Here is a 12,432-nt window from a genome sequence, read left to right on the forward strand (position 1 = left end):
CGCAGCCCGATGCTGGTCAGCCGCTGCTGCAGCCAGGCCGGCGAGGGGCCGTTCTTCACGCCGCGGATAAGCCGGCCGGCGAAGGTCGCGCAGGCTTCGCCGTCGACGCGGATCTCGACCGGACATGGGAAGCTGCCCTTCACCGACGGCGCCGTCTCGGCCTTCAGCGTGCCGAGGCCGGCGGCGGCCAGGTCCCGGGCGATGCCCCGCACGCCCAGCCAGTCGGACCGGTTCGGCGTCACCTCGAAGTCGATGACAGCCTCCAGTCCAAAGGCGTCGGCGGCAAGCGTGCCCACGGCGAGGTCGTCAGGAAGCTCGACGATGCCTTCCGACTCCTCGGCGACCTCGAGTTCTTTCGCCGAGCAGAGCATGCCGTTGGAGACGACGCCGCGCACGGGTCGCGGCTCCAAGGTGATGCCGCTGCCCGGCACATAGGCGCCGATCGGCGCATAGATGGTCGTCAGTCCAGGCCGCGCGTTCGGCGCGCCGCAGACGATCTCCAGGCGGCCGTCCTTGGTGTCGACCTGGCAGACCCGCAGCTTGTCGGCGTTGGGGTGCTGGACCGCCTCGACGATCTTGGCGACCGAGAACTTGGCGAGCTTGGACGCGGGGTCATCGACGCCCTCGACCTCCAGCCCGGCCATGGTCATGGCGTCGACCACTTCCTGCACGGTGGCGGTCGTCTCGAGGTGCTCCTTGAGCCAGGAGAGGGTGAACTTCATCGCTTCCTCTCCTTACGACAGGCCGGTGGCCGGGTTGGGCGCCTGGAAGGCCGAGAAGCCCCAGTGCTCCAGCCAGCGGGTGTCGGCGGCGAACATGTCACGCAGGTCCGGCATGCCGTATTTCAGCATCCCCAGGCGATCGACGCCGAGACCGAACGCGAAGCCCTGCCACTCGTCCGGATCTAGGCCGCAGTTGGCCAGCACCTTGGGGTGAACCATGCCGCCGCCGAGGATCTCCAGCCAGTCGGAGCCCTCGCCGATCTTCACCGACCCGCCCGAGCGGTCGCATTGCACGTCCATCTCGGCCGACGGCTCGGTGAACGGGAAGTGGTGGGGGCGGAAGCGCGTGACCACCGCGTCGGACTCGAAGAACCGCCGGGTGAAGGCGTCGAGGGTCCATTTCAGGTGGCCCATGTGGATGGCCCGGTCGATGACCAGGCCCTCCAGCTGGTGGAACATCGGCGTGTGGGTGGCGTCGCTGTCGGACCGGTAGACGCGGCCCGGAACGATCACGCGGATCGGCGGCGCCTGGCCCGTGGCGATCCAGCCCGGCAGCTTGCCGTTGGCCTGCTGCATGACGCGGATCTGCACCGGGCTGGTATGGGTGCGCAGCAGCTTGCGCTCCCCCGCCTCGTTCTCCGGCAGCCAGAAGGTGTCGTGCATCTCCCGCGCCGGATGTTTGGGGGGGAAGTTCAGGGCCGTGAAGTTGTGGAAGTCGTCCTCGATGTCCGGACCTTCCGCCAGGCCGAAACCCATGTCCGCGAAGATGGCGATCATCTCGTCGAGCGTCTGCATGGTCGGGTGCACCCGCCCGCGGCGCTCGGGCGGGGCGGGCAGGCTGAGATCGACCCGCTCGGCCGCGAGCTTGGCGTCGAGGGCGGCGGCTTCCAGCTCGGCCTTGCGGGCGGCGAGCGCCGTGGTGACGCGGTCGCGCAGGCCGTTGATCAACGGGCCGCGCTCGCGCCGCTCGTCGGGGCTGAGCCCGCCCATCGTCTTGAGCAGTTCGGAGACGGAGCCGGACTTGCCGAGCGCGGCGACGCGGACGGCCTCCAGGTCGGCGAGGTCGGCCGCGCCGGCGACGGCGGCGACGAGGTCGGCTTCGAGTTTGGGAAGGTCGGTCATGACGCGTGTCGTCTAGGCGGTTTTTATGCGATCCGGAACCCTCATGGGTCGCGGCTGTGAACGACTACTTCTCGAGTTCGATACTCGCCGAAAGCGGGATGTGCCGACCGGCGACATTGTCGTGCAGGATCGCGTGGGCCGTGTACCGACCGGCAGGATCCTTGGCCTCAAATCTCATCGCAACGACCTGCGCGCGGTTATTGAAGACACCCCCGCCGCTTGCCGGAATGACCGCCCTTGCGGCCTCCAGGCCCCATCCGGAGCAATGACGCGCAGGTCATAGGTCACGTCGATCCGACCGTCCCTGTCGCGCGCCGGGTCGGCGAACAGCAGCTTGATCGCGACCACATCGCCCAGCCTGATTGAGGCCAAGCTATCGATTATGGGGGGCGGCGCCGAGCGCGCAGCAAAAAGCCCTCCGGCGGTTCCGCCGGAGGGCTTTTCATAAGCTTTGATCGAAACGACCAGGAGCCTTAAGCCAGCGCGGCGCGAACCTTGTCGGCGATGGCCTTGAACCCGGTCGGATCGTTGCCCGCGATGTCCGCGAGGACCTTGCGGTCGATTTCGATCCCGGCCTTGTCCAGGCCGAAGATAAACTGGGAATAGGTGAAGCCTTCCAGGCGCGCCGCGGCGTTGATCCGCTGGATCCACAGCGAGCGGAAGTTCCGCTTGCGGACCTTGCGGTCGCGATAGGCGTACTGGCCGGCACGGTCCACGGCCGCCTTGGCGGCGCGGATGGTGTTCTTGCGGCGCCCGTAGAAGCCCTTGGCTTGCTCCAGGACCTTCTTGTGCTTGGCGTGGGCGACAACGCCCCGTTTCACGCGAGCCATCTGTCAGATCTCCTTAGAGGCCGTAGGGCAGGAACAGCTTGATGATCTTGGCGTCGGCCTCGCTCATCACCTTGGTCCCGCGGTTCTGACGGATGTACTTGGCGTTGTGGCTGATCAGGCGGTGGCGCTTGCCAGCGACCCCGGCCTTCAGCTTGCCGGAGGAAGTCAGCTTGAAGCGCTTCTTCACACCGGACTTGGTCTTCAGCTTCGGCATTTTCACGTCGGAGCCGTGAAGCCCCGTCCTTCTGGTCGTGTTTAAGAACCGCCATGGCATGCCTTTTGGCCAGGCGGTTCGAAGGGGCGGGCTAATACGCGAAAGGGCCCAGCGAGGCAAGTCGCGCCGCGAGTGTCACCGCCGCTTGAGCCGGCGCGCGGTCTCGTGTAGCACCCGCGACGTAATCGCCACGCGCTTATTTTACAGAGAGACCGCCGCAGATGGCCGACGCCACGAACGACTACCACCGCGGAGAGATGGACATCGCCGAGCAGGTCTCGACCTATGGCCTGGTGATGGGCATCACCAAGTGGGGCTCGCTGGCCACCGCCGTCCTGGTGCTCTGGCTGACGCTGTTCTTCTGCACCGAGACCGGCTTCCTCGGCTCCAGCGCCGCGGCCTTCGTGCTGCTGGTCGTCGGCGTCCTCGCCCTGAAGAAGAAGTCGGCCCACTAGCGCCGGCGCGCAACACGCGCACGGGGCCGCGACAGCGGCCTTTTCCAGATCAACCAAGAGCGGCCAAGCACGCGCGGGCGTCTGCTGGACAGACCAAGATTCCGCCGCCTATGGTTCGCCGAACGCCATTTGGGGGACATGGATGGCCGTCATCGCCGTTTGCCGGGAGCATGCGCCCGGAGAGACCCGCGTCGCCGCCGTCCCAGAGACCGTCAGGAAACTCTCCGCCGCCGGATTCTCGGTGGTGGTCGAAAGCGGCGCCGGAACCGCAGCCACCTATCCCGACGCCGACTATCAGGCCGCCGGGGCGACTATCGCCAAGAGCGCCAAGGACGCCGTCGCCAAGGCCGACATCCTGTTCAAGGTCCGTGGACCGTCGCCTGAGGAATCGGCGGCGCTGAAGCCTGGGACCCTGGTCGTCGCGCTGTTGAACCCTCACCAGGACAAGGCGACCCTGGCGGCGTTGAACAAGGCCAAGGCCACCGCTTTCGCCATGGAGTTCGTGCCGCGGATCACCCGCGCCCAGGTGATGGACGCCCTGTCGTCGCAGGCCAACCTCGCCGGATACCGGGCGGTCATCGAGGGCGCCGAGGCCTACGGCAAGGCGATGCCGATGATGATGACCGCGGCCGGCACGGTCGCCGCCGCCAAGGTGTTCGTCATGGGGGTCGGCGTCGCCGGCCTGCAGGCCATCGCCACCGCCCGCCGGCTGGGCGCGGTCGTCACCGCCACCGACGTGCGGCCGGCCACCAAGGAGCAGGTTGAGAGCCTGGGCGCCAAGTTCCTCGCCGTCGAGGACGAAGAGTTCAAGAACGCCCAGACCGCCGGCGGCTACGCCAAGGAAATGAGCGCCGAGTACCAGGCCAAGCAGGCCGAACTGGTCTCGAGCCACATCGCCAAGCAGGACATCGTCATCACCACCGCCCTGATCCCCGGCCGGCCGGCGCCCCGGCTGGTCACGGCGGCTCAGGTCGCCTCGATGAAGCCGGGCTCGGTGATCGTCGACCTGGCGGTCGAGCAGGGCGGCAACGTCGAGGGGGCCAAGCTCGGCGAGGTCGCCGAAACCGCGAATGGCGTGAAGATCCTTGGGCGGCCCAATCTGCCGGGCCGGATCGCCGCCGACGCCTCCGCGCTCTATGCCCGCAACCTCCTCGCCTTTGCCGGCCTCCTGCTCGACAAGGAAGGCAAGCTCGCGCCCGACTACGAGGATGAGATCCTCAAGGCGGCCCTGGTGACCCGCGACGGCGGGACCGTCCATCCGCAACTGCAAGGCTGAAGACCATGGAAGCTGTCGACCCCACCATCTTCCGCCTCGCCATCTTCGTCCTCGCGATCTTCGTCGGCTACTATGTGGTCTGGAGCGTGACGCCGGCCTTGCACACGCCGCTGATGGCGGTCACCAACGCGATCTCCTCGGTGATCATCGTCGGCGCCCTGCTCGCCGCCGCGGCTAACGGCGCCGACGGGGAACTGACCCGCAACGTGCTGATCTCGAAAGGCGCCGGCGCGGTCGCCGCCGCCTTCGCAGCGGTCAACATCTTCGGCGGCTTCCTGGTCACCCAGCGGATGCTGGCGATGTACAAGAAGAAGGACCGGTCGAAGTGACGGCCGGCTACCGGCGGGAAGCCGAGCTTTCCCGCGCTGCACTCGTCGTCGCCGCCGGTGGCGCGCTGATCGGCGTCAGCCAACGCGTCCCGGGTCTCGCCTTCGGTCTCTGGGGAACTGTCCTGCTGGTGGCGGGCGGCGCGGTCATCGCGTTCGGCCTGATCCTCGCCGGCCGCTGCCTGTTCGCGCGCCGGGGGGGCGCTGACCAATGAACGCCAACATCGCCGCCATCCTCTATCTCGTCTCCGGCGTCCTCTTCATCCTGGCGCTGCGCGGGCTCTCGAGCCCCGAGACCAGCCGCCAGGGCAACCGCTTCGGCATGATCGGCATGGCCATCGCCGTCGCCACTGTGCTGGCCACGCTGTGGTCCACCGGCGCGCTCGACGCCCTGACCCTGGCCCTGATCGTCGGCGGCGTCGCCGTCGGCGGCGGCATCGGCGCGGTCATCGCCCGCAAGGTCGCCATGACCTCGATGCCCCAGCTCGTCGCCGCCTTCCACAGCCTGGTCGGCATGGCCGCCTGCCTGGTGGCGGTGGCCGCGATCCACACGCCCGAGGCCTACGGCATCGCCGGTCCGAACGGCATCCACCTGAACTCGCTGATCGAGCTGTCGCTGGGCCTGGCCATCGGCGCGGTCACCTTCACCGGCTCGGTGATCGCCTTCGCGAAGCTCAACGGCAACATGAGCGGCGCGCCGATCCTGCTCCCGGCCCGGCACCTGCTGAACCTGGTCATTGGCGCCGCGATCGTCGTGCTGGTGGTGGTGCTGGCGATGAGCGGCGGCCAGGCGCTGTGGGCGTTCTGGGCGATCTTCGCGCTCAGCCTGCTGATCGGCGTCACCCTGATCATCCCGATCGGCGGCGCCGACATGCCCGTCGTCGTGTCGATGCTGAACAGCTATTCCGGCTGGGCGGCGGCGGCGCTGGGCTTCACGCTCGAAAACACCACCCTGATCATTACCGGGGCCCTGGTGGGCTCGTCCGGCGCGATCCTCAGCTACATCATGTGCAAGGGGATGAACCGCAGCTTCGTCTCGGTCGTCCTCGGCGGTTTCGGCGCCGACGACGCGGCGGCCGGCGGCGAGCGTGCGGCCGAGACGCGGCCGGTCAAGCAGGGCTCGGCCGACGACGCGGCCTTCATCATGAAGAACGCCTCGAAGGTGATCATCGTCCCCGGCTACGGCATGGCGGTCAGCCAGGCGCAGCACGCCCTGCGCGAGATGGCCGACAAGCTGAAGGAGGAAGGGGTCGAGGTGAAGTACGCCATCCACCCCGTCGCCGGCCGCATGCCGGGCCACATGAACGTGCTGCTGGCCGAAGCCAACGTCCCCTACGACGAGGTCTTCGAGCTCGAGGACATCAACTCCGAGTTCTCGACGGCGGACGTCGCCTTCGTGATCGGGGCCAACGACGTGACCAATCCGGCGGCCAAGACCGACCCGACGTCCGCCATCTTCGGCATGCCCATCCTCGACGTCGAGAAAGCCCGCACCGTGCTGTTCGTGAAGCGCGGCATGGCCTCGGGCTACGCCGGGGTCGAGAACGAGCTGTTCTTCCGCGACAACACCATGATGCTGTTCGCCGACGCCAAGAAGATGGTCGAGGGCATCCTTAAGGGGCTCTGAGCCCTTAGAGGATCTCCCAGGCGTCGGACGCGCCGCCGCCCGTCGTCAGGATCACGTTCTCTGCGGCGATCTCGACCGCCGGCTCGGCCGGCGCGCGGCCGGCGTTCGGGCCGGTGAGCAGGTAACCGTCGTTCCGGCCGTCGCCGTCGATGTCGACTTCGATCCGGTCGTCCGGCCGCAAGGTCGGCGGAACCGTCGGCGGCGGGGTAGTCGGAACCTGTTCCACCCCGAACGGGTCGGTCGGCTTGGGCGGGACCGGCGCCACGGTGCGTCCGTCCGTCGTCTGCAGCTGGTCGCCCTCGGCGAAACGCAGGTCGACAATCACGCCCAGGAAGGTGTCGGCCACCCCCATCACGGTCGGTGTGGCGATGACGAAGGTGTCGGCGCCCTCGCCGCCCTCGGCGATCGTCGCCGCGTCCACGTCGATCCGGTCGTCGCCCTCGCCGCCGACCAGCAGGTCGCGCCCGCCGCCGCCCGCGACGCCGCCGCCGGACAGGGTGTCGTCGCCCGCGCCGCCCACCAGGGTGTCGGCGCCGTCGCCGCCCTGCAGCCGGTCATCGCCGTCGCCGCCGGCCAGCAGCAGGCCGCGCGGCTCGCTTACGGCGGTCTCGATCGGTGTGGCGGGGGGCGTGACCGTGAACGCCGGCAGGTCGACTTGCGCCGCGACAGTGGCGACCGCCGGGCTGAGCGAGGCCGAGGCGACCGCGGCGGCGGCTTCCGGCGTCCAGGCGGCGGCCCGGACCTCGGCGGTCGGCTCGCCCGCGGCGCGGCCATGCACCGCCAGTTCGCGCTCCTGGATCGAGCCGAGGTCGTCGCTGGACGGTGGCGGGGCGTCGGCCGGCGGCGCCTCCGGGTTTGCGACGGTCTCGTCCGATGTCTCGGGGGTGAGGGCGGCGCTCGTCTCGTGGAAGAAGGCGGCGGCCACGATCAGCGCAATGAAGGTCTGCGCCTGACGGCCGGCCAGGCTGAACGGCACTACCACGTCGTCGGCCTCGGCGGCTTCCTGCAGTAGCCGCTCGCTCAGCGCCGCGTGAAGGTCGGCGCCTTCGGCGAGGGCATCGTCGACCGCGTAGTGCACCACGAACCGGCCGCCGATGCGGGCGACGTGGACGATGATCTCTTCGTTCTGGTCCTTGACGACGCACCAGGGGTCGCCGTCCTCGGTGGCGCCGAACACCACCTCGACGCCGGGATCGGTCTCGGCGAACCGCTGGCCCAGCGCCTCCAGTTGCGCACGCTCGGTCGCGGTCCAGTCGCCGCTGGCCCGAACCTTCGCGATGAAGGGCAGGACGTCTCCCATGACGACGCGGTTCTTCCCCCTTAGGCCCGGGCCGCCTGCAAGCCGGCCCCTTCCTGCACCCCAGCCTCTTCGAACAGCAACCGGTGCAGCTCGGGCTCGTAATATCTCAGGAGCGTGCGGGCGAACGCCCCCGGCTCCATCCCCAGCGCTTCGGCCCAGGCCCGCTGCGTCTCGATCGGCAGACGGCCCAGACCGCTCTCGACCTGGCTGACAAAGGTATAATAGCGCAGCCCGATCTGTTCGGCGAGTTCGGCCTGGGTCAGGCCCGCCGACTCGCGCGCACCCTTCAGCCAGCGGCCGGCCTGCTGGCGCAAGGCCTTGGTCTGGGCGGCCTTCACCGGATCGGCGGCGGGTCTCGGCATACTCGCTCCTGCGACAGCGTGCTTCCGCGATGCCGCTTGAAGGCGCCAGGGAAGCTCGATACAGTTTTTACGAAACAAGTCCATACGCCATGCCCAGCCGCTTGTCACGTGGGGCCGCCGCGCCTTAACAGTGCGGGCATTGGGCGAGGGGCGTCCAAGGGGATCTCCAGGTTATGAAGCGTCTGTTCGTGTCCGCGGCTGTGCTGCCGCTCGTCTACGCCTCCGTCGCGGCGGCCGAGACCAAGATCACCACGGCCACCACCGCGCCAGTGGCCACCGCCACGGTGGCGGGCGGCCAGCGGGACGACATCACCATCGAGGCGAACGGCGCGATCCGGCCGGCGGCGCCCGGCGCGGCGGTGACGATCAACTCGTCCAACGTGGTCAAGAACCTCGGGACGATCGCCTTCGACGGCCAGAACAACTCGACGGGTGTGCTGGTCCAGGGCGGCTTCACTGGCAGCGTGACCAACACCGGCACCATCAGCCTGCTCGAAGACTTCACCAACAACAATCCCGACAACGACACCGACCTCGACGGCCCGTTCGCGCAGGGGACGAACCGCTACGGCGTCCGCCTGACCGGACCTGCGGCCTTCACCGGCGACGTCCGCAACGACGGCGTGATCAGCATCGAGGGCAACGACTCCGGCGGCATCCGGCTGGACTCCCGGCTGATCGGGTCGGTGATCAACGGCAACAGCATCAGCGTCACCGGCGACCGCGGCGTCGGCATATCGGCCGTGGACGTCAGCGGCGACGTCCGCGTCAACGGCAGTGTCCAGGTCCGCGGCGAAGGCTCGACCGGCGTCAGCCTCGGCGACGTCGGCGGCGGCGTGCGCCTGCAGGGTGGTGTGACGGCCACCGGCTATCGCTACGACGACCGCCTGGCCGATGAGGCGCGGGGCAAGCTCGACGCCGACGACCTCAAGCAGGGCGGTTCCGCCGTGCGTATCGCCGGCAACGTCGGCGCGGGCGTGCTGCTCGATGTCCGCCCGGCCGACAACAGCACGACCGACACCGACGAGGACGACGACGGCATCCCCGACGCCTCGGAAGGCAACGCCGCGATCACCGCCATCGGCGCGGCCCCGGCGCTCGACATCGGGGCGACCGATCGGGCGACGACCATCGGCGTCGTTGGGACCGGGACGAACGCCTATGGCCTGGTGGTCAAGGGCGACGTGATCGGCGCCGGGATCAACGACGGCGTCGCCGCCAACGCCATCCGCATCGGCCAGGCCGGCGGCGGCGCGACGACGGTGCAGGGCGGCATCCATGTCCAGGGCGGGCGGGTGGTCGCCACGGCCTACGGCGCCGATACGACGACGCAGGGCGGGGCGGCGACGGCGATCCTGGTGAACGCCGGCTCCAGCGTCCCGGCGCTGCTCAACTCCGGCACCATCGACGCGACCCTCAACAACGGCTCGCAGGACGCCCGCGCTGTCGTCGACCTGTCGGGCACGCTCAGCCTCATCGAGAACACGGGCACCATCCGCGCCGTCACGACGCCGAAGTCCGGCTCGACCAACGTCGGGCAGGCGGTCGCCCTCGACCTGCGGGCCAACAACGTCGGCGCCGCGGTGCGCCAGACGAAGGCGACCAGCACCAGCACCCCGTCGATTACCGGCGACATCCTGTTCGGCTCCGGCCTCGACCGTCTCGAGGTCTCGGGCGGCACGGTGACCGGCGCAGTGGCGTTCGGCGCCGGCGCCGATGTTCTGGCCATCGACGGCGGCGGGACGGTGACGGGTCGCCTGACCGATACCGATGGCCTGCTTACCGTGACGGTCGGGGAGGGTCGCCTGGCCGTGACCAATCCGGAAGTCGTCCGCATGAGCGCGCTCACGCTCGGCGCCAAGAGCGTGCTGGCGGTCAGCATCGACCCCGAGGCGAACACCAATACGCGCTTCGACGTCTCCGGGACGGCAAGCGTCGCGGCCGGGTCGCAGATCGATCTCAACCTCGTCAGCCTGCTGCGCGGCACGCGCTCCTTCGAAATCCTGCGCGCCGGCCAGCTGGCCTCGGGCGGGGCGGGAGCCAGCCTTCAGAACGCGCCCTACCTCTATTCGGCCACCGTGCGCACCGACGCCGCGGCCAACGCCCTGGTCGTGGAGCTCAAGCCGAAGACGGCGACCGAGCTCGGCCTCAACCGCTCCGGCGCCCAGGCGTACTCGGCCGTCTTCGATGCGCTGGACAAGGACGCGGGCATCGAGACCGCCTTCCTCGGCCAGAAGACCGCCGACGGCTTCCAGGCGCTCTACGACCAGATGCTGCCCGACCATTCGGGCGGCGCGCTGATGTCCGCCCACGCGATCTCCACCGCAATCTCCGGCGCGGTCGGCGGCCGGGCGTCCGGCGAAGGCGCAAGCGGGGTCTGGGCGCAGGAGATCCTGTTCCGTATCGACCGGGACGCGGACAATGCTCAGGGCTTCAAGTCCAGCGGCTTTGGCGTCGCGGCCGGCTTCGAGCTGACCGGCGCCAACCAGGCGCTCGGCGTCAACGGCGGCTTCGTCACCGCCGATTACAAGGACCAGTCCGCCTCCGCCGGCGAACGTGTCGCGATGACCTTCTTCGAGGGCGGCGTCTACTGGCGCGTGGAGGCCGGCGGCTTCCAGGCCAACGTCCGCGGCGGCGGCGGCTACGCCAAGTTCGACAGCGAACGGCGCCTCGTCGGGACGAACCTCAACCGCCGAGCCGACGCCGACTGGAATGGCTGGCTGATCGAAGGACACGCGGGCGCCTCCTATGAGGCGCGACTCGGCTTCGCCTACGCCCGGCCGGAACTATCCCTCGATTACCTGCGCCTCAGCGAAGGTGACTACGCCGAGACCGGGGGCGGCGCCGGCTTCGACCTGACCGTCGACAAACGCAAGAGCGACCTCCTGACTGGTCAGGCCCTTCTGGCCCTGGGCGCGCGCTTCGGCGAAGAGGTCTGGTGGTCGCCGGAGGTCAAGGTCGGTTACCGCGCTAAGATCTCGGGCGCGCCGGGCGACACCACCGCCCGCTTCGGTACCGGCTCGGCGTTCACGCTGACGGCGGAGGACATCTACAAGGGCGGCGTCATCGGCCGGGTCGGCGTGCGCGGCGGAGCCAAGCAGGTGCTCTACGCCCTCGACGCCGGCGGCGCTTTCGACGACGGCTACAAGGAGTACGACATCCGCGCCCTCGTCCGCTTCCTCTTCTAGGCGTGTCGGGCGGCCGACATTTGTTGGTGACCCCGCGCCCCGTTTTCGCCTAGAAGGCCCGCCAGTTAACAGAACCCTAACGCCGGAAGGCGCGTGGGATCTGTCTGGCGAGGGAGACTTCCAGCTTGAGCGAAGCGGCTTCGGCGCTCGAGGCGCGTGCGCGCCACTGGATGATCGATGTGGCTCTCGGGGCGGGTGCGGCGCTGGGCGTGATCACGATCGCCCACGCGTCCCTGCCCAAGCGCCCGGTCCCTGCGCCGCGCGCGCCGGTCGTCGCCGCGGCGCCGGCCCCGCCCAGCCATCTGATCGCCTTCGTCCAGCCGGTGTCGGGGGAAGAGGTCGTATCGCCCTTCGGCCTGCGCCAGCTGCCCTGGGAAGAGAACGGCCGTTTGCACGAGGGTGTCGACATCGCCGCCGAGTTCGGCGCGCCGGTGCTGGCCGCAGCCGACGGGGCGGTGACCGCCGCCGGCGAGAGCTCGACCTACGGACGCTTCGTCGAAATCGCCCACGTCGAAGGGCTGCGCACCCTTTACGCCCATCTCGGTCAGCTCGACCCGCGAATGGTGCCGGGCGTGCCGGTGCGGGCCGGCGCGACGATAGGCCAGATCGGCTCCTCGGGAACCTCGACCGGCGCCCATCTGCACTTCGAGATCCGCGACGCGCGGGACCGGCCGCTGAACCCGAGCCTGTTCCTCGGCCAGGCGTTCACGGTCGCCGACGACCTGCCGCTGCGCGCCGCCCGGCGTTTCCCGCGCCACGTTCGGATCGCCTACGTCTCGCGGATCCCCGAGAGCAAGAAGGCTCTGATGAAGGCCAGGCTCGAGGCCGTCGCGGCCGAGGATCTCGCCTCCGACGCCTCGGCTCAGGTGCGTGTCGTGGAAGGCCGCCCCCGCGCCACCCTGCGCCTCGCCAGGCCGCCGGCCGGCACGGCTCCGGCCGCCGACCCCGCGCCGCCCGAGGCCGCGGCTCCCGTGGAAGCCATCTCCGCCACCTCGGCGGACTGACGGTTC

At 69.5% G+C, this 12,432-nt stretch carries 13 protein-coding genes; 7 read left to right on the forward strand and 6 right to left on the reverse strand.

Annotated elements, in window-relative coordinates; translation table 11 throughout:
- The 4 genes from ytpR to rpmI form a co-directional block, all read right to left on the reverse strand.
- Window positions 1-722 (reverse strand): YtpR family tRNA-binding protein (ytpR, locus tag ACILRF_RS03400; protein ID WP_395670863.1); only part of this gene is annotated, 722 nt, incomplete at its 3' end.
- A 12-nt stretch (window positions 723-734) separates the two neighbouring features.
- Window positions 735-1,844: a phenylalanine--tRNA ligase subunit alpha gene (pheS, locus tag ACILRF_RS03405; protein WP_395670864.1), complete on the reverse strand. Its 1,110-nt coding sequence runs from the start codon at window positions 1,842-1,844 to the stop codon at window positions 735-737.
- A gap of 473 nt (window positions 1,845-2,317) precedes the next feature.
- Window positions 2,318-2,674: a 50S ribosomal protein L20 gene (gene rplT, locus ACILRF_RS03410; protein ID WP_395670865.1), complete on the reverse strand. Its 357-nt coding sequence runs from the start codon at window positions 2,672-2,674 to the stop codon at window positions 2,318-2,320.
- Between the two features lie 13 nt (window positions 2,675-2,687).
- A complete protein-coding gene (gene rpmI, locus ACILRF_RS03415) occupies window positions 2,688-2,888 on the reverse strand; it encodes a 50S ribosomal protein L35 (RefSeq protein WP_395670866.1) in 201 nt (66 codons plus the stop codon).
- 221 nt (window positions 2,889-3,109) lie between these two features.
- Here rpmI and ACILRF_RS03420 point away from each other — a divergent pair, with 221 nt between their 5' ends.
- From ACILRF_RS03420 to ACILRF_RS03440, 5 genes are all read left to right on the forward strand, one after another.
- The gene (locus tag ACILRF_RS03420) at window positions 3,110-3,343 is read left to right on the forward strand and encodes an aa3-type cytochrome c oxidase subunit IV (RefSeq protein ID WP_395670867.1); all 234 of its coding nucleotides are present in this window, start codon (window positions 3,110-3,112) and stop codon (window positions 3,341-3,343) included.
- A gap of 142 nt (window positions 3,344-3,485) precedes the next feature.
- On the forward strand, window positions 3,486-4,619 hold the full coding sequence (locus tag ACILRF_RS03425; protein ID WP_395670868.1) for a Re/Si-specific NAD(P)(+) transhydrogenase subunit alpha: 1,134 nt from the start codon (window positions 3,486-3,488) through the stop codon (window positions 4,617-4,619).
- Between the two features lie 5 nt (window positions 4,620-4,624).
- Window positions 4,625-4,948, forward strand: a complete 324-nt coding sequence (locus ACILRF_RS03430; RefSeq protein WP_395670869.1) for a proton-translocating transhydrogenase family protein — start codon at window positions 4,625-4,627, stop codon at window positions 4,946-4,948.
- Window positions 4,945-5,160, forward strand: coding sequence for a hypothetical protein (locus tag ACILRF_RS03435; RefSeq protein WP_395670870.1), 216 nt, complete (start codon window positions 4,945-4,947; stop codon window positions 5,158-5,160). Before ACILRF_RS03430 ends, ACILRF_RS03435 begins: the two co-directional genes overlap by 4 nt.
- Window positions 5,157-6,572: an NAD(P)(+) transhydrogenase (Re/Si-specific) subunit beta gene (locus ACILRF_RS03440; protein WP_395670871.1), complete on the forward strand. Its 1,416-nt coding sequence runs from the start codon at window positions 5,157-5,159 to the stop codon at window positions 6,570-6,572. Before ACILRF_RS03435 ends, ACILRF_RS03440 begins: the two co-directional genes overlap by 4 nt.
- Window positions 6,573-6,576: 4 nt before the next feature.
- Here the strand turns inward: ACILRF_RS03440 and ACILRF_RS03445 are convergent, their stop codons facing one another.
- Together ACILRF_RS03445 and ACILRF_RS03450 are read right to left on the reverse strand one after the other, a co-directional pair.
- Window positions 6,577-7,872 carry a hypothetical protein gene (locus ACILRF_RS03445; protein WP_395670872.1) on the reverse strand — a complete coding sequence of 432 codons (1,296 nt, stop codon included), beginning with the start codon at window positions 7,870-7,872 and terminating at the stop codon, window positions 6,577-6,579.
- A 20-nt stretch (window positions 7,873-7,892) separates the two neighbouring features.
- On the reverse strand, window positions 7,893-8,234 hold the full coding sequence (locus ACILRF_RS03450; RefSeq protein ID WP_395670873.1) for a helix-turn-helix domain-containing protein: 342 nt from the start codon (window positions 8,232-8,234) through the stop codon (window positions 7,893-7,895).
- 188 nt (window positions 8,235-8,422) lie between these two features.
- On the opposite strand from ACILRF_RS03450, the gene ACILRF_RS03455 reads away from it, so the two are divergent.
- Both ACILRF_RS03455 and ACILRF_RS03460 read left to right on the forward strand, forming a co-directional pair.
- On the forward strand, window positions 8,423-11,422 hold the full coding sequence (locus ACILRF_RS03455) for an autotransporter domain-containing protein (protein WP_395670874.1): 3,000 nt from the start codon (window positions 8,423-8,425) through the stop codon (window positions 11,420-11,422).
- Between the two features lie 125 nt (window positions 11,423-11,547).
- The gene (locus ACILRF_RS03460) at window positions 11,548-12,426 is read left to right on the forward strand and encodes a M23 family metallopeptidase (RefSeq protein ID WP_395670875.1); all 879 of its coding nucleotides are present in this window, start codon (window positions 11,548-11,550) and stop codon (window positions 12,424-12,426) included.
- Window positions 12,427-12,432 lie beyond the last annotated feature (6 nt).

The organism is Phenylobacterium sp. (assembly GCF_044236515.1).
In the GTDB taxonomy this organism is placed as follows: Bacteria; Pseudomonadota; Alphaproteobacteria; order Caulobacterales; family Caulobacteraceae; genus Phenylobacterium.